This is a genomic window from Vineibacter terrae (assembly GCF_008039615.1).
In the GTDB taxonomy this organism is placed as follows: Bacteria; Pseudomonadota; Alphaproteobacteria; order Reyranellales; family Reyranellaceae; genus Vineibacter; species Vineibacter terrae.
Genome location: NZ_VDUZ01000060.1, coordinates 37,765 through 53,577, shown reverse-complemented (window position 1 = coordinate 53,577; position 15,813 = coordinate 37,765). Strand labels below are relative to the sequence as shown.

The 15,813-nt window shown below is 67.5% G+C and carries 17 protein-coding genes, 1 other RNA gene and 1 pseudogene; 12 read left to right on the top strand and 7 right to left on the bottom strand.

Going from position 1 to position 15,813, the window contains the following annotated elements:
- The 5 genes from FHP25_RS34965 to FHP25_RS34945 form a co-directional block, all read left to right on the top strand.
- The coding region (locus FHP25_RS34965) for an SUMF1/EgtB/PvdO family nonheme iron enzyme (protein ID WP_147851629.1) at positions 1–1,669 on the top strand (1,669 nt) is incomplete at its 5' end.
- A gap of 114 nt (positions 1,670–1,783) precedes the next feature.
- Positions 1,784–2,665 (top strand): 4-hydroxy-tetrahydrodipicolinate synthase, encoded by an 882-nt coding sequence (gene dapA, locus FHP25_RS34960; protein ID WP_147851628.1) that lies wholly within the window; start codon positions 1,784–1,786, stop codon positions 2,663–2,665.
- 72 nt (positions 2,666–2,737) lie between these two features.
- The gene (gene smpB / locus FHP25_RS34955) at positions 2,738–3,211 is read left to right on the top strand and encodes an SsrA-binding protein SmpB (protein WP_147851627.1); all 474 of its coding nucleotides are present in this window, start codon (positions 2,738–2,740) and stop codon (positions 3,209–3,211) included.
- A 183-nt stretch (positions 3,212–3,394) separates the two neighbouring features.
- The gene (locus FHP25_RS34950) at positions 3,395–4,180 is read left to right on the top strand and encodes a class II aldolase/adducin family protein (protein ID WP_147851626.1); all 786 of its coding nucleotides are present in this window, start codon (positions 3,395–3,397) and stop codon (positions 4,178–4,180) included.
- 19 nt (positions 4,181–4,199) lie between these two features.
- Complete coding sequence (locus FHP25_RS34945; RefSeq protein WP_147851625.1) at positions 4,200–4,880, top strand: SDR family oxidoreductase; 681 nt, start codon at positions 4,200–4,202, stop codon at positions 4,878–4,880.
- A 101-nt stretch (positions 4,881–4,981) separates the two neighbouring features.
- Here FHP25_RS34945 and thiE read toward each other — a convergent pair whose 3' ends face one another.
- The 7 genes from thiE to tkt all read right to left on the bottom strand — a co-directional run bounded on the left by thiE (position 4,982) and on the right by tkt (position 11,931).
- Entirely contained in the window at positions 4,982–5,632 is a 651-nt protein-coding gene (thiE, locus tag FHP25_RS34940; RefSeq protein WP_147851624.1) for a thiamine phosphate synthase, read from the bottom strand.
- A gap of 23 nt (positions 5,633–5,655) precedes the next feature.
- A complete protein-coding gene (locus FHP25_RS34935) occupies positions 5,656–6,576 on the bottom strand; it encodes a class I fructose-bisphosphate aldolase (protein WP_147851623.1) in 921 nt (306 codons plus the stop codon).
- A 196-nt stretch (positions 6,577–6,772) separates the two neighbouring features.
- Positions 6,773–7,699, bottom strand: coding sequence for an allantoinase PuuE (locus FHP25_RS34930; protein WP_147851622.1), 927 nt, complete (start codon positions 7,697–7,699; stop codon positions 6,773–6,775).
- Between the two features lie 45 nt (positions 7,700–7,744).
- Positions 7,745–8,224 (bottom strand): ureidoglycolate lyase, encoded by a 480-nt coding sequence (locus FHP25_RS34925; protein ID WP_147851621.1) that lies wholly within the window; start codon positions 8,222–8,224, stop codon positions 7,745–7,747.
- Positions 8,225–8,230: 6 nt separating this feature from the next.
- Positions 8,231–8,701 carry a hypothetical protein gene (locus tag FHP25_RS34920; RefSeq protein WP_147851620.1) on the bottom strand — a complete coding sequence of 157 codons (471 nt, stop codon included), beginning with the start codon at positions 8,699–8,701 and terminating at the stop codon, positions 8,231–8,233.
- A gap of 147 nt (positions 8,702–8,848) precedes the next feature.
- The gene (gene gap, locus FHP25_RS34915) at positions 8,849–9,856 is read right to left on the bottom strand and encodes a type I glyceraldehyde-3-phosphate dehydrogenase (protein ID WP_147851619.1); all 1,008 of its coding nucleotides are present in this window, start codon (positions 9,854–9,856) and stop codon (positions 8,849–8,851) included.
- A 53-nt stretch (positions 9,857–9,909) separates the two neighbouring features.
- On the bottom strand, positions 9,910–11,931 hold the full coding sequence (tkt, locus tag FHP25_RS34910; protein ID WP_147851618.1) for a transketolase: 2,022 nt from the start codon (positions 11,929–11,931) through the stop codon (positions 9,910–9,912).
- Between the two features lie 265 nt (positions 11,932–12,196).
- Here tkt and FHP25_RS34905 point away from each other — a divergent pair, with 265 nt between their 5' ends.
- The 7 genes and pseudogenes from FHP25_RS34905 to FHP25_RS34880 all read left to right on the top strand — a co-directional run bounded on the left by FHP25_RS34905 (position 12,197) and on the right by FHP25_RS34880 (position 15,804).
- Positions 12,197–12,433: a hypothetical protein gene (locus FHP25_RS34905; RefSeq protein WP_147851617.1), complete on the top strand. Its 237-nt coding sequence runs from the start codon at positions 12,197–12,199 to the stop codon at positions 12,431–12,433.
- 74 nt (positions 12,434–12,507) lie between these two features.
- Positions 12,508–12,867 carry a cell division protein ZapA gene (locus FHP25_RS34900; RefSeq protein ID WP_178134020.1) on the top strand — a complete coding sequence of 120 codons (360 nt, stop codon included), beginning with the start codon at positions 12,508–12,510 and terminating at the stop codon, positions 12,865–12,867.
- Between the two features lie 196 nt (positions 12,868–13,063).
- Positions 13,064–13,220, top strand: a non-coding RNA gene (gene ssrS, locus FHP25_RS34895) — 6S RNA.
- Positions 13,221–13,294: 74 nt separating this feature from the next.
- Positions 13,295–14,335: an amidohydrolase family protein gene (locus FHP25_RS34890; protein WP_147851615.1), complete on the top strand. Its 1,041-nt coding sequence runs from the start codon at positions 13,295–13,297 to the stop codon at positions 14,333–14,335.
- Positions 14,247–14,717, top strand: a pseudogene (locus FHP25_RS42755) (class I SAM-dependent methyltransferase); the annotation flags it as partial. The gene FHP25_RS34890 and the pseudogene FHP25_RS42755, both read left to right, overlap by 89 nt.
- A gap of 98 nt (positions 14,718–14,815) precedes the next feature.
- Positions 14,816–15,094 carry a hypothetical protein gene (locus tag FHP25_RS42095; RefSeq protein WP_231712587.1) on the top strand — a complete coding sequence of 93 codons (279 nt, stop codon included), beginning with the start codon at positions 14,816–14,818 and terminating at the stop codon, positions 15,092–15,094.
- A gap of 125 nt (positions 15,095–15,219) precedes the next feature.
- Positions 15,220–15,804, top strand: a complete 585-nt coding sequence (locus tag FHP25_RS34880) for a DUF459 domain-containing protein (RefSeq protein ID WP_178134018.1) — start codon at positions 15,220–15,222, stop codon at positions 15,802–15,804.
- Positions 15,805–15,813: the final 9 nt, after the last annotated feature.

Here is a 15,813-nt window from a genome sequence, read left to right as displayed (position 1 = left end):
GCCACGGCGCCGTCACGCCAAGACCCAGTGCCAGCACCCGATTCCCGTCCAACCCAACCCCCGCTCCGTCTCTCGGCGAAGGTTACCAACAATTCCCCCCAATTCCATTCGCCACGTCGAGGAGCCGCAGAACATCGTCCATCGCGATCTGTCGCCGGACAATGTCGTGCTGCGCAGCGGCGACCTCGATCGGGCGACCATCATCGATTTCGGCATCGCCAAGAAGACCGACGGCATCGCCACGAGCCTTATCGGCAGCAGCTTCGCCGGCAAGATGGAGTACGCCTCGCCCGAGCAGATGGGCTTGTTCGGCAACGTGGTCGACCAGCGGTCGGACATCTACAGCCTGGGCCTGGTGCTGGCCGAAGCGGCGCTGGGCCGTCCGCTTGGCATGGCGCCCACGCCGGCGCAGGCCATCGAGCAGCGCAAGCGCCTGCCGGACCTGTCGGCAGTGCCGGACTCGCTGCGCGCCGAACTGACGGCGATGCTGCAACCGGACCCCGAGCGTCGCCTCGGGTCGATGCGCGAGGTGCTGGCGCTCGATGACGGCATCGTGGCGCCACGTCGGGCGCGCGCCGGCACGCGGCGCTGGTGGATCGCGGCGGGCATCGTCGCCGCTGTGGCCGCGGTGGGGGGCGCGATCGGCGTTCTGCGGCCGGATTGGGCTAGCGAGGGCATGGACCGGATCGCAGGCTTGGCCGGATCGGTACCGGCGCCGAAACCAGGCAGGAATGCGGAAGATGCCGAGGAGGCGGCCTGGAACCGCGCCAAGGCTGCCGGCACGATGCCGGCCGTGCGTGAGTACCTGAGCCGGTATCCGGCGGGGCGGTATGTGGCCGACGCGCGGGCGCTCACCCAGGACATCGAGCGGCGCGAAGCGGCGCAGTCGACGCCGGGCCAGAGCTTCCGGGACTGTGCCGATTGCCCGGAGATGGTGCGGCTGCCGACCGGGGCGTTCGTGATGGGCTCGACGCCCGAGGAGCGGCAGCGTGAGGGCGTGCCGGCGATCTGGACCGAGTCGGAAGGGCCGCAGCGGACAGTGACGATCGGCCACAGCATCGCGATCGGCAAGTACGAGGTGAGCCTGGGCGAGTTCGCGATGTTCGTGCAGACCACCGGGCATTCCATGAGCGATTCGTGCTGGCGCAACCCGGGGTTCGAGCAGACCTACGGCGATCCGGTGGTGTGCGTGACCTGGCACGATGCCAAGGCCTATGCCGGCTGGCTGAGCCGTATCACCGGCAAGACCTATCGCCTGCCCACGGAGGCGGAGTGGGAATACGCCGCGCGCGCCAACACGACGACGGCCCGCTATTGGGGCGACAGCCTCGATCAGGTCTGCGCCTATGCCAATGTCCTGGAAACCGCCGTCAAATGCCAGGACAGCTACAGCTACACCGCGCCGGTCGGGCAGTTCCGGCCCAATGCCTTCCACCTGTACGACATGCTGGGCAATGTCTCGGAGTGGGTCGAGGATTGCTGGACGCCGCGCTATGACGGGGCGCCGACGGACGGCAGCGCCGTGTCGTCCGGCAATTGCGCCCTGCATGCCACGCGCGGCGGGTCATGGAACGCCGATCCGTGGCGCATCCGCGCCGCGGCCCGCGCCAGCGCCGCGTCGGGCACCCGCAGCGGCGATGTCGGTTTCCGCCTGGTCCGCGTCGACTGACCGCCTCCTGTGGCTCATTTTCAGGCGGCCCGGCTTGCTCCTCTCGGGGGGAGGGGCTAGTTTGCCGAGTTAAATCAAGGCTCGGCTTCGGCACGCGCGCCCAAGGAGATCATCATGTTCAGCGGATCGCTCGTCGCGCTCATCACGCCCTTCAGGAACGGCGGCGTCGACGAGAAAGCCTTCCAGGACTTCGTGTCCTGGCAGATCAAGGAGGGCACCGACGGGTTGATCCCGTGCGGCACCACCGGCGAATCGCCGACCTTGAGCCATGACGAGCACAAGCGCGTGGTCGAGCTCTGCATCGAGGCCGCCAAGGGCACGGGCGTGCCGGTCATCGCCGGCACGGGGTCGAACTCGACGGCCGAGGCGATCGACTTCACCCGCCATGCGAAGAAGGCCGGAGCCGACGCTTGCCTGGTGGTCACGCCGTACTACAACAAGCCGACGCAGGAAGGCCTCTACCAGCATTTCAAGGCGATCAACGACGCCGTCGACCTGCCGATCATCATCTACAACATCCCACCGCGCTCGGTGGTCGATATGTCGATCGAGACCATGGCGCGGCTGGCGGCCGACTGTAAGAACATCATCGGCGTCAAGGATGCGACCTACGACATGGCCCGCGTGACCCTGACCCGGCTGAAGATCGGCAAGGACTTCTGCCAGCTATCGGGCGAGGATGCCTCGGCGGTGGGCTTCCTGGCGCAGGGCGGCCATGGCTGCATCTCGGTGACGGCCAATATCGCGCCGCGCCTGTGCGCCGAGATGCATGACGCCTGGAAGGCGCGCGACCTCGACAAGGTTTTCGAGATCCAGGACCGGCTGATGCCGCTGCACAAGGCGCTGTTCGTCGAGACCAGCCCGTCGCCGGTCAAGTATGGCGCCGAGCTTCTGGGCAAGTCGGACAGCAAGGTGCGCCTGCCGCTGGTGGCGCCGTCCGACGCGACCAGGAAGCAGGTGCGCGACGCCATGGTGAATGCCGGGCTGCTGAATTAGGACACGAGAAGATCAGGTGCGGGCCGCGCCGGCGCTGTCGGCGCGGCCCGTGCCGTCAGGGATGTTGACGTCATGGCACGGCCGACGCTGATCGAAGGGCGCATCGCGGCGCATAACCGCAAGGCGCTGTACAACTATTTCATCGAGGAGCGGCTCGAGGCGGGCATTGCGCTCAGCGGCACCGAGGTGAAGTCGCTGCGCGGCGGCAAGAGCAACATCATCGATGCGCATGCCGCCGTCGAGCGGGATGAGCTATGGCTGGTGAACGCCTATATCCCGGAATACACCCAGGGCAACCGTTTCAACCATGAGCCGCGGCGCAAGCGCAAGCTGCTGCTGCACCGCCGCCAGATCAGCCGGCTGACCGGCGCCATCCAGCGCGAGGGCTACACCCTGGTGCCGCTCTCGATCTTCTTCAACGACCGCGGCATGGCCAAGGTCGAGCTGGGCCTGGCCAAGGGCAAGAAGCAGCACGACAAGCGCGACAGCGAGAAGGCCCGTGACTGGCAGCGCGACCGCCAACGCCTGCTGAAGCGCGGCGAGTGAATCAAGATTGCCATCCCGAGGGCAGCGAGGAATCTCGTGCGAATAGCGCACCATGCGCCTTGCTCCAGGAGATCCCTCGCTGCGCTCGGCATGACAGCGGGCTACGCTGACCGCAAGACGGCGATGACAGGGGCGCTGGCCGCGGACTAGGCTCCTCTCCAGGACACTTCCGGGAGGACAGCCATGACCGCGGCGTCACGGTCCGTCGTCGACACGACCAAACGCAGCCGATACAGCGAGGCCGAGTGGCAGATGCGGCTGGACCTGGCCGCCGCCTATCGCCTGATCCGCCATTTCGGTTGGGACGACCTGATCTACAACCACGTCACGGCGCGCGTGCCCGATCAGGACGACCGCTACCTGATCAATCCGTACGGCCACAATTACCACGAGATCACGGCGTCGAGCCTCGTGCGCATTGACATCAAGGGCAATCTCTGCGAGCCGACGCCGTACGAGATCAACCCGGCCGGCTATGTCATCCATTCGGCCGTGCACGAGGCGCGCGAGGACGTGGTCTGCGTCCTGCACGTCCACAGCCACTACGCCACGCTGGTCTCGACCGTGGAGGCGGGCTTCATGCCGCTCACGCAGGCCGGCTTCCAGTTCTACAACCGCGTCGCCTACCACGACTACGAGGGCTTCGCGCTCGATCTCGAGGAGCGCCGGCGGCTGGTCGCGGATCTGGGCGATCGCGACCTGATGGTGCTGCGCAACCACGGCGTGCTGACGCTCGGCCGCAGCGTCGCCGAAGCCTTCCGCCGGCTGTATTATTTCGAGCAGGCGTGCCGCACCCAGATCGACGCCATGGCCGCCGGCAAGGTGCGCCAGCCGCCCGGCCAGGTGATGGAGCACACCGCCCGGCAGTGGGAGGGCGGCGCCGCCGGCATCGGCGGCGGCGCGACCACCCGCGAATGGCCCGCGCTGCTGCGGCTGCTCGACGAGAAGGACCCCAGCTGGCGGACCTGAGTCTTCTGAGGAGATCGAGATGCCAACATTGCTGATCACGGGCGCCAACCGCGGGCTGGGGCTCGAGTTCGTGAAGCACTACGCTGGCGCCGGCTGGCGGGTGCATGCCTGCGCGCGCCAGCCCGAGGCGCCTGAGCTGACGGCGGTGGCAGGCGATGTGCGCCGCCACAAGCTCGAGGCGACGGACTGGGGCGGCATCGCGGCGCTGGCCCAGTCGCTGCGCGGCGAGGCGATCGACCTGCTGCTGGCCAATGCCGGCATTGCCGGCCAGGCGGCCGGCGATCTCGGCACGATTGATCCCGACGTGTGGGCGCAGACATTCCTGACCAACGCCCTGGCGCCGGTGAAGCTGGCGGAAGCCTTCGTCGAGCATGTCGCATCGTCCAAGCTGCGTCTGATGATCGCGATCACCAGCCGCCTGGGCAGCATCTCGCTCAACGACGGCGGCGGGCGCTATGCCTACAACGCCAGCAAGTCGGCGCTGAACATGGGGTGGAAGAGCCTGTCGGTCGACCTGAAGGGCCGGGGCATCACCTGCGTCGTGCTGCACCCGGGCTGGGTGTCGACCGACATGGGCGGGGCGCAGGCGCCGGTCACGCCGCCGCAGTCGGTCGCCAGCATGACCAAGGTGATCGCCGGCTTGAAGGCCGCCGATTCGGGCAGGTTCTTCAATTTCGACGGTGAGGCGCTGACCTATTGAGGGTTGCTGTCATCCCGAGCGCAGCGAGGGATCTTTCCGAACGACGCACCGTGCGCCTTCTCGGAAAGATCCCTCGCTGCGCTCGGGATGACAGTCGTAGCTCACTGAAAGCAGGCGTCGAACACGGCGTTGAAGCGGCGGACAGCTTGCGTCGGCCCGTCGGGATGAGCCCAGACGCCGTTGGCGACGGCAAGGAAATCGGCGCCGGCCTCGACCAGCGGCCGGCAATTGTCGGCCGTGATGCCGCCGATCGCGACCGACGGCACGGTCATGATCTCGCTCCACCACGCCAGGATATCGGGCGAAGCGGGCGTGGTCGCTTCCTTGGTGCTCGACGTGAAGAAGGCGCCGAAGGCGACATAATCGGCGCCGGCTTCGGCGGCTTCCATCGCCAGGTGGCGTGATGCCTTGCAGGTGACGCCCACGATGCGGTCGGGGCCGAGCAGGCGGCGCGCATCGGCGTAGGGCGCGTCCTGCTGGCCGACATGCACGCCGTCGCAATCGAGCTTCAGGGCCAGGTCGGGCCGGTCGTTCATGATGAAGGCGACACCGCGCTGCTGGCATATCGGCCGCAGCACGTCGGCCGTGCGTGCGACGACGTCGTCCGGCACCTCCTTGAGGCGCAGCTGCAGCACGGCGACATCGCCGCCATCGAGCGCCCCGCGCAGCTCGTCGGCGAACAGCGCCGGATGCGCGATCGACGGCGGCGTGATCAGATAGAGCCGGCAGCGGGCCGTTTCCGGGGTGTCCATGTCAGCACCGCTGCCGGTGCGCGTCACATCTTGCCTTGATAGATCGCGATGATCTTGTCGAGCATGTCGAGCGCCTGATCGCGCGGGCGCTGGAACGTGTTGCGGCCGATGATCGAGCCGTTGGCACCGCCGTCACGCAGCCCGCGGATCTCGTTGTACAGCCCGTCGAGGTCCTTGGCTTCGCCGCCCGAGAACACGACGATGCGCCGGTTGTTGAACGCGGCCTGCATGACGTGCGCGATGCGCTTGGGCAGGGTCGAGATGTCGATGTTCTGCTTTTCGTAGACCGCCTTGGCCTCGGGCTGCCACAGCACGTCCGTCGGCGGCTTCACCTTGATGATGTGCGCGCCCAGCAGTGCCGCCATGTGGGCGGCGTAGGCGCACACATCCATCGCCGTCTCGCCGGCCTTGTCGAGCTTGCCGCCGCGCGGATAGGACCAGACCACGACCGCCAGTCCGTAGGACTTGGCCTCGCTGGCCATGTCGCGGATCTCCTCGAACATCGCGTACTGGTCTTCCGACCCGGGGTAGATGGTGAAGCCGATCGCGGCGCAGCCCAGGCGCAGCGCGTCCTTCACCGAAGCCGTCACGGCCTGGTCCTTGTTGGTCGACAGGCTGTTGGCGCTGTTGACCTTGAGGATGGTCGGGATCGCGCCGGCGAAGCTGTCGGCGCCGGCCTCCAGCGGACCCAGCGGCGCGGCATAGGCATTGAGCCCGGCGTCGACCGCGAGCTGGTAGTGATAATGCGGATCGTAGGCGTCCGGGTTGGGCGCGAAGGACCGCGCCGGCCCGTGCTCGAAGCCCTGGTCGACCGGCAGGATCACCATCTTGCCGCTGCCACCCAGCTTGCCGTGCATGAGCATGCGGGCGAGGTTGCCTTTGGTGCCGGGATTGTCGCTTTCGTAGTTGTCGAGGATCTTCTTGACCGTCCGGGTGATTTTCACGGTGTCACTCCTTGCATCGATTTTGGCGACAGCCCACCGGGGCAGGTGGACATCACGGCACGCTGAAAATGCGGCGTTTTCTTAGCGATGCAAGGGGTATTTGTCTATCCGCAGGGTCATCGCACAGGCGCATGGCTACCCCTGGGGCACCTTCTGTCACTCCCGGCTGCGTTCCGATGACAGAAGATGCAGGCCATCATTCGTTGAGGCCCTTGCCTGGATAGGGGTGTGTGGCAATCCAGTGACGCGCGATGTCGGCGCGGCGCGTGACCCATACATCCTTGTGCTGCATGACATGGTCGAGCAGCCGCTGCAGGCCGGCGGCGCGGGCGGGGTGCCCGATCAGGCGCATGTGCAGGCCGACCGACATCATCTTGGGCTGGGCCGCGCCCTCGACATGCAGCATGTCGAAAGCATCGCGGATGAAGGAGAACCACTGCTCGCCCGTGCCCATCCAGCCGGCGTACTTGCTGTCGTTGTTGGTGAGGGAGTAGGGCACGACCAGATGCGGCTTGCCATCGACCGTCTGCCAGAAGGGCAGCTCGTCGGCATACGAATCGGAATCGTAGAGGAAGCCGCCTTCCGCCGCCACGAGCCGGCGCGTGTTGACGCTGGGTCCATAGCGGCAGTACCAGCCAAGGGGCCGCTCGCCGACCGTCTTCTGCAATGACGCGACGGCCTTCTCGATGTGCTCGCGCTCTTCGGCCTCGCTGAGCTCGAAATGGTTGATCCAGCGCCAGCCGTGGCAGCAGACATCGAAGCCTGAATCGCGGATCGCCTGCGCCGCAGGCGGGTTGCGCTCCAGGGCGAGCGCGCAGCCGAAGACCGTGAGCGGCAGGCTGCGTTCCTGGAACAGCCGCATCAGGCGCCAGAAGCCGACACGGCTGCCGTATTCGAACATGCCTTCGCCGGCAAGGTCGCGGCCGGCCTTGAGCTCCGGCGCACGTCCCCAGGCCTCGGTGAGCCCGGTCTCGGTGCGGCCTTCGCCATCCTGCATCGAGGGCTCCGAGCCCTCCTCGTAGTTGATCACGAAGTTGATCGCCAGCCGCGCGCCGTTCGGCCATTTTGGATCCGGCGGATGGGCGCCATAGCCGATGAAGTCACGCTGGGGCTGCCAAGCCATGGTGGGGGAACCTCCGCTATCTCCGTGATGCGCAAGCAAGCGCCTTTAGCCCGGCGCTGCGACCGTGAACGGCTCGACGGTCACGAACTCCTCGTCGCCCTGCGTGCCGTCGCGCCACATGAAGACGGCGAAGCTCGCCGGTCGGTCCAGCACCGTAAGTCCGTGATGCCAGGTGTTGGGACGGTAGGTGACGCCTTGCCCGCCGCTGGCCACGAAGGCGATAGCCTGCGCGGCATCGGGCCCGCCGCCGGGCGCGTGCGGGCAGACGATGATCAGCCATCGCGACGCGTCGGTAGGCACGAAGGTCTGCGACGAGAACTCGTGACGCTCCAGCAGCGTCACCTCCAGCGGCAGCCCGTCGATGGGCGCGCGATTGACCATCGAGAGGCTGGCATGTGCGCCGGGGCGCAGGTTGCCCAGGCCGGCTTCGAAATACTGCCGCCCGGCTTCGGCGGGCGCGGTCAGCACGTCGCCGTAGGGTGCGAACGCCTCGGGCGTCAGCGCCTTCACGATCAATGGCATCATGATCTCCTAAGCCTGCCCCGGCGCGAGCAGCCGGCGGCAGGCGCGCAGGGCGTCCTTCTCGTGGACGAGGTCGAGGGTCGCTTGTGGCCGCTCCAGCAGGTGGGCACGGTGCTTGGCGGCGATATCGGCCAGCCGCGCATGGGCGGCGGCGTTGCCGTCGAAGATCAGCCGCTTGAGGCCGACCCGCAGCGCCGCCATGACATGGCCGGGGGCGCCGTCGCAGTCGACGATCAGCGCCGCGTCGACATCGGCGAACAGCTCCCGCCGACGCTTCTCGATGGCGGCCCAGAAGCCGACGCCGCCGGTGTAGGTGGCCCCGGGCGGCGCCAGAAGCGTGACCGGCCGCTCCGCTTCGCGGGCGGCGGTCAGGGCGGCGGCCACGTGCTTCCAGCCATGCACGCGCACGACCACCGCGTCGTGGCGCGGTGGGGCCGCATGGCGGCGCGGTCGTGGCAGGGCGATGACGTTGTCGTTCAACGAAGCGGCTCGGGTTCGGCAAGCGAGGGCGGGCTGATCGAGCATGGCCCAAGCCGGCCGGCCGGAGAAGGGGATTGCACGGCCCTCAAAGAAGAAGGCCCCGTCATGGACGGGGCCCTCGCGGTCTTGGCGCTGGCGGCGCGAAGGTCAGCCCAGCTTGCCCATGGCGACGGCGGTGTCGCTCATGCGGTTGGAGAAGCCCCACTCGTTGTCGTACCAGCTCATGACGCGCACCAGCGTGCCGTCCATCACCTTGGTCTGGTCCATGTGGAAGATCGAGGAGTGCGGGTCGTGGTTGAAGTCCATCGAGACGTTCGGGCTGTCGGTGAAGCCCAGGATGCCCTTGAGCTTGTTGCCCGCAGCGCGCCGGATGGCGTCGTTGACCTCTTCCTTGGTGGTCTTCTTCTTGGCGACGATCTTGAGGTCGATCACCGAGACGTTGGGGGTCGGCACGCGGATCGAGACGCCGTCGAGCTTGCCGCTGAGCTCCGGCAGCACGAGGCCGATCGCCTTGGCGGCGCCGGTCGAGGTCGGGATCATCGACAGCGCGGCCGCGCGGCCGCGGTAGAGATCCTTGTGCAGCGTGTCGAGCGTGGGCTGGTCGCCGGTATAGGCGTGCACCGTGGTCATGAAGCCCTTGTCGATGCCGACCACCTCGTTCAGCACCTGGGCCACCGGCGCCAGGCAGTTGGTCGTGCATGAGCCGTTGGAGACCACGAGGTGCTCCTTGGTCAGCTTCTCGTGATTGACGCCGTAGACGACCGTGAGGTCAGCATTGTCGGCCGGCGCCGACACCAGCACGCGCTTGGCGCCGGCGGCGAGGTGCGCCGAGGCCTTGTCCTTGCTGGTGAAGATGCCAGTGCATTCCAGCGCCACGTCGACGCCCATGTCCTTGTGCGGCAGCTTGGACGGATCCCGCTCGGCCGTGACTCTGATCTTGCCGCGGCCGGCGTCGATCGAGTCGCCGTCGACCTTCACCTCGTGGGGAAAGCGGCCATGCACCGAGTCGAAGCGCAGCAGGTGGGCGTTGGTCTCGACCGGGCCGAGATCATTGATGGCGGCGACCTCGATGTCCTTGCGGCCCGACTCGATGATGGCGCGCAGCACGTTGCGGCCGATACGGCCGAAGCCGTTGATGGCAACTCGAACAGCCATGATGATGAACCCTCCATTCGTTGCGGATCGTATCGCGCAGCCGTCGCGCGCGACTACGCCATTCTTGTGACCATTGTCCTCGCGGCTGCGGCGATCGCGTCGGACGTGATGCCGAAAAGCTTGTAGAGATCCTGGTACTTGCCCGAGCCGCCGAAGCCCGACATGCCGATGAAGGTCCCGTCGGTGCCCAGCCAGCGTTCCCACCCGAAGCCGCTGGCCGCCTCGCAGGCGACGCGCGCGGTGCCGGGCGCGCCCAGCACCTCCGCCCGGTAGGTGGCGGGTTGCCGCTCGAACAGCTCCCACGACGGCATCGATACCACGGCGGCGGCGATGCCGTCCTTGGCGAGCGCCTCGCGCGCCGCCATGGCGAGGTGGACCTCCGAGCCGGTGGCGATCAGCCGCACCTTGTCCGCCGCCGCGCCGGCCAGGATGTAGGCGCCCTTGGCCGACCGGTTCTCCTGGCCGGCGCCGCGCACCGTCGGCACATTCTGGCGCGTGAGCGCGATGACGCTGGGATGCTCCGTCGTGCGTAGCGCCAGCTCCCAGCACTCCGCGGTCTCGATCGCGTCGGCGGGACGGAACACCAGCAGGTTGGGGATGGCCCGCAGGGCTGCCAGCTGCTCGACCGGCTGGTGTGTGGGGCCATCCTCGCCCAGGCCGATCGAATCGTGCGTCATGACGTAGATGACGCGCTGCTGCATCAGCGCCGACAGTCGGATGGATGGCCGGCAATAGTCGGTGAACACCAGGAACGTGCCGCCATAGGGGATGACGCCGCCGTGCAGCGCGATGCCGTTCATCGCCGCAGCCATCGCGTGCTCACGGATGCCGTAGTAGACGTAGCGGCCGTCGTAGCTGCCGTGCTTGATCGGCGCCATCGTCGCGGTCTTGGTGTTGTTCGAGCCGGTGAGGTCGGCCGAGCCGCCGACGGTTTCCGGCAGCAGGGGATTGATCACCTCCAGCGCTTCCTGGCTCGCTTTGCGCGTTGCCCACGCCGGCTTCTCCGTCGCGACCTTCGTCTTGAAGGCATCGATGGCGGGCGCCAGCGACTCCGGCAACGCGCGGGACTGGCGGCGGTTCCATTCCAGCCTGTCGGCCTCAGGCAGCGCCGCCACCTGCTTCTCCCAGTCGGCGCGCCGCGCCGCGCCGGGCCGGCCGACGGCGCGCCAGGCATCGAGGATCGGTGCCGGCACCTCGAAGGCCGGATAAGGCCAGCCCAGCTTGGCGCGGGCCCCGGCGACTTCGTCCTTGCCCAGCGGCGAGCCGTGCGTTGCCGCCGTGCCCGCCTTGGTCGGTGCGCCGAAGCCGATGGTGGTGCGGCATGCGATCAGCGATGGCCGGTCGGTGACCGCGCGCGCGTGCTTGATCGCGGCCTCGACCTCGGCCGGGTCATGGCCGTTGACGCGCGATACATGCCAGTTCGCGGCGGCGAAGCGCATCAGGTGGTCTTCGGACGTCGACAGCGAGGTCGGCCCATCGATCGAGATGCCGTTGTCGTCGAACAGCACGATCAGGCGGCCCAGCCCGAGATGGCCGGCCAGCGTCGTCGCTTCCTGGCCGACACCCTCCATCAGGCAGCCATCGCCGACGATGGCATAGGTGTAGTGGTCGACCATGCCGGCGCCGAAACGGGCGGCCAGCACGCGTTCCGCCAATGCCATGCCGACGGCATTGCCCAGTCCCTGGCCGAGCGGGCCGGTCGTGGTCTCGATGCCTGACGCGTGGCCATACTCGGGATGGCCGGCGGTCTTCGAGCCGATCTGGCGGAAGCGCTTGATCTCATCCAGCGTCATGTCGGGATAGCCGGTGAGATACAGCAGCGCGTACAGCAGCATCGAGCCGTGGCCGGCCGACAGCACGAAGCGGTCGCGGTCGGGCCAGCGCGGCGCCAGGGGATCGAACTTCAGAAACTTGGTGAACAGCACCGTGGCGACGTCGGCCATGCCCATCGGCATGCCGGGATGGCCTGAGTCGGCCTGTTGGACGGCGTCCATGGCCAGGGCCCGGATGGCGTTGGCCATGGCGTTGTGGGTAACGGACGGCGTGTCCGCCCCGGGGGCGGGGTTATCGGGCATCTGACCCCTGATCGACGTCGGTGGGCATGCCGGCACGGTTATACCGCCCGGGCCTCGGAAGGCGGCCGCAAAATGCCGGCCATGCGCTGTGGCGTCAATCCGCCTTTTGCCGCGACCGAACTCTGCGCGTTGGTGTTTCTCTGTGGACAACCCACGAGATATAGTGGACGAAATCAGGGTTTTACCGCCAGATATTGACCTTTCCGTCCTTGAGCTTCATGCTTATGCGCAAGCTATAGGATCGAGCGGGTTGGGAATGCAGGCAATGTCGAAACTCGACGAAGCGAAGGGCAAGGTGAACACTGCCCTCAGCCGTCTGGAGCGGATGGTTGAGGACCGATTGCGGGTCGAGACCGAACGCGCCGACGAGCTCGCAGCCAAGCTCACGCGGCTGGAACAGGACCACGAGCAGCTCAAGCGCGTGGCGACCGACGTAGAGGCGCGGCTTGAGCGCGCCATGGAACACATCCGCACGCTGCTGGCCGACGACCAGCAACGTTGACCGAAGAGGAGGCTTCGGCGACAGTCTTCACGTCAGAAATGAAGAACGACACTCCCCCTCGAGAGAATCGTATCATGCCCCAGATCTCCATTCGTATCGGCTCCCGCAGCTATGACCTTGCTTGCGGCGATGGCCAGGAGGACCGCACGCATGCGCTGGCCGCCGAGGTCGACGCGTGCCTCACCGAGCTGCGCATCCAGATGCCCAATGCGCCGGAAGCCAAGCTGCTGGTGTTCGTGGCCCTGATGATGGCCGACCGGGTCCAGGAGGCCCAGCGCGAGGTGGCGACGGTGCAGGCGGAGCTCGCCGAAGCGCGCGCCGCGATTGAGGCCGACGCGCCGCCGCCCGTGGGCGAGACCATCCCGGTGGAGGAGCTGTTCTCCCGGCTGGAGAACCGCATCGACACCATCGCGCGCAAGGTGGCCGCTGCCTAGCGCATTGCGCTTGGCGGCGGAGCGCGGACGTCGCGCCCGCATCGACGCGCAGTGCCGGGCTCATCGTCTCGTCCTTTGCTTGCGCTATGGGCGACTGCAGGCGTGCGCTCCGAGGTTCGCTAGCGCACCGCGCGCGAACGCCGCGCCACGATCGGTTGCCGAATGGATGCGCCGCCCCTACATTGCAGCGGGGCGGATGTCTGCGTGGTGCGTCAGCCGCACTGAACCCTGGGGCCAATGCTCTCCTCTAGGGAGCTGTCCCTGGCCTTGACCCTGGTCTTGGCCACACGGCGCCCACCTGCGTTTGCAGGCCACAGAGGTTAGACACGGCGAACGGCCAACGTGGTGCCGCCCCACAATCTTTTCCTGCGTTATCGGTGCTTTGCTGTGGCAGGCTCCTCCGGCAACAAGACCTGGAGGATGCCTGATGACCACGCAAGCCGCGCCGCCTCGCCTCGGCAACGTGTTCCCGCCCAACGCCGACTGGCTTGCGAAGTGGCACGAGGATGCGCTGGAGCCGAGCCTGCCGATCGTCGATCCGCATCATCATCTGTGGGAGCGGCCCGACCATCGCTACCTGATGTCGGACCTGCTTGATGACACGGGCAGCGGCCACAACGTGACCGCCACCGTCTTCGTCGAATGCATGGCCATGTACCAGGCCGGCGGGCCCGAGGCGCTGCAGCCGGTGGGCGAGACCGAGTTCGTCAATGGCGTCGCGGCCATGAGCGCCAGCGGCGGCTATGGAGAGACGCGGCTTTGCGCCGGCATCGTGGGCTTTGCTGACCTCGCCCTGGGCGACCGCGTCGCGCCGGTGCTGGAAGCGCATGTCCGCGCCGGCGGCGGGCGCTTCCGTGGCATCCGGCACGCTGCCGGCTGGGACCCGAGCGCCGACATCCGCAACAGCCACACCAATCCGCCGCAGGGCCTGCTGCGCGATTCAGGGTTTCGCGCCGGCTATGCACGCCTGGCGCCGCTTGGCCTGACGTTCGACGCGTGGCTCTACCATCCGCAGCTCGACGATCTGCTGGATCTCGCGCGTGCGTTCCCCGGCACCACCATCATCCTCGATCATGTCGGCGGCCCGCTAGGCTACGGTCCCTATGCCGGCAAAACGGACGAGACGTTCGCGCGCTGGACGGCCTCGATGCGGGCGCTGGCAGGCTGCCCCAACGTCGTGGTGAAGCTGGGCGGGCTGGGCATGCGCATCGGTGTCTTCGATTTCCACAAGCGCGATGCGCCGTCGCCGTCGCAGGCGCTTGCCGCTGCGTGGAAGCCCTGGGTCGACACCTGCATCGAAGCCTTCGGCGCCGACCGCTGCATGTTCGAGAGCAACTTCCCGGTCGACAAGATCACGTGCAGCTACGCCGTGCTGTGGAATGCCTTCAAGCGTCTGGCGGCCGCCGCCTCGGCATCCGAGAAGGCAGCGCTGTTCAGCGGCACGGCGAGCCGGGTCTATCGGTTGTGAGCAGCGCGTGACTGGCGCCGACCAGGTCTTCGAGGACGAAGCCTCGGCCGCCATCTACGACCACTTCAACCGGTGGTCGGCGAGCGATGCGTTCTACCTCGACCTGGCGCGCCAGACAGGCGGCCGCGTGCTCGATCTCGGTTGCGGCACGGGCATGCTTGCCTGTCGTATCGCGGCGGAGGGCTGCGACGTGGTCGGGGTGGATCCAGCCGACGGCATGCTGCGCGTGGCCCGGACACGGCCTGGGACCGAGAATGTCCGGTGGGTGAAGGGCAGTGGCCAGAGCCTGGAACTGCCGTGCCGCTTCGATCTCATCTACATGACCGGTCATGCGTTCCAGACGCTGCTGAGCGACGAGGACGTCCTGGCGACGCTCGGCAATGTGGCGCGGCACTTGGCACGTGACGGGCGCTTTGCCTTCGAGACCCGTATCCAGCGGCGCAAGCATGGCGCCACTGGACGCCACAGCAGACGCGTTCGGTGGTCGAGACACCCGAGCACGGGCGCATCGAGGAGTTCTTCGATGCCGTGGCGGATATCGAGACTGGAATCGTCGATATCGCCCAGCATGATCGCTATCTCGACACCGGCGTGGAGCGCATCGGCCGTAGCCGCATCCGCTTCATCAGCCAGGCGCATCTGGCCGGCCTGCTGGCGCAGGCCGGATTGGCGGCTCTGGCCTGGTATGGCGACTGGGACCACAGCCCGTTTCTGCCGGCCAGCGCCGAGATCATCGTCGTGACGGGTCAAGTCGGCTGACGCTTGGTCACCCGGCGGAAAGTGGCCCCGGTGCAGACCTGATGCGTGAGGGAAGCGCTTCCGCAACCACGAGCTGATGACTCATCATGCGCGTCGCGCGTTCGATCGCGGCCGGAGGATGCACCTTGCTGGGGCGTTTCCTGATGGTCCTGCTGGCGTCCGCCTGGGCCTGGCCGGTGCAGGCCGAGCCGCCGCCCAACATCGCGCTGCTGGGCGACAGCTTCGCGGTCGGGTTGGCGCCGTTCTTCAAGGTCCGGGTGCGGCACGCGGTGATCGGCGGGTCGGTCCAGTACTACTGGGAGGACACGCCGGGCATCAACAACCAGACCCATGTCGTGGTCGTGCTGGGCACCAACGACAGCCTCGAATATGGGCTCGAGAACAGCGTCGCCTACACGCATCAGGTCGAACGCATCGTGACCCACCTGGTGCAGCGCGGGCGCGAGGTGCTGTGGGTCGGACCGCCATGCATCCTGCCGGGGCACACGACGTTGTCCGATGACCGTGTGCGCGAGGTGGATGCGCTGCAGGAGGAGACGTTGTCGCGCCTGGGATTGCGCCAGGCACGCCATGTTTCGCTGCGGCCGTTGACCGAGCGCAGTGGTGTCTGCGTGACGGACAACCGCGAGCCGGACCAGGTCCACTTCACCGCCCGCGGCTACGAGGCGGTTACGCGCTTCATTCTCTCGCAGCTGCGGTCGCTGCCCTGATGACGCCGG

Coding starts and splice junctions, on each gene's coding strand:
- dapA (WP_147851628.1), top strand. CDS start 1,784: ATGTTCAGCGGATCGCTCGTCGCGCTCATCACGCCCTTCAGGAACGGC.
- smpB (WP_147851627.1), top strand. CDS start 2,738: ATGGCACGGCCGACGCTGATCGAAGGGCGCATCGCGGCGCATAACCGC.
- FHP25_RS34950 (WP_147851626.1), top strand. CDS start 3,395: ATGACCGCGGCGTCACGGTCCGTCGTCGACACGACCAAACGCAGCCGA.
- FHP25_RS34945 (WP_147851625.1), top strand. CDS start 4,200: ATGCCAACATTGCTGATCACGGGCGCCAACCGCGGGCTGGGGCTCGAG.
- thiE (WP_147851624.1), bottom strand. CDS start 5,632: ATGGACACCCCGGAAACGGCCCGCTGCCGGCTCTATCTGATCACGCCG.
- FHP25_RS34930 (WP_147851622.1), bottom strand. CDS start 7,699: ATGGCTTGGCAGCCCCAGCGTGACTTCATCGGCTATGGCGCCCATCCG.
- FHP25_RS34925 (WP_147851621.1), bottom strand. CDS start 8,224: ATGATGCCATTGATCGTGAAGGCGCTGACGCCCGAGGCGTTCGCACCC.
- gap (WP_147851619.1), bottom strand. CDS start 9,856: ATGGCTGTTCGAGTTGCCATCAACGGCTTCGGCCGTATCGGCCGCAAC.
- tkt (WP_147851618.1), bottom strand. CDS start 11,931: ATGCCCGATAACCCCGCCCCCGGGGCGGACACGCCGTCCGTTACCCAC.
- FHP25_RS34905 (WP_147851617.1), top strand. CDS start 12,197: ATGTCGAAACTCGACGAAGCGAAGGGCAAGGTGAACACTGCCCTCAGC.
- FHP25_RS34900 (WP_178134020.1), top strand. CDS start 12,508: ATGCCCCAGATCTCCATTCGTATCGGCTCCCGCAGCTATGACCTTGCT.
- FHP25_RS34890 (WP_147851615.1), top strand. CDS start 13,295: ATGACCACGCAAGCCGCGCCGCCTCGCCTCGGCAACGTGTTCCCGCCC.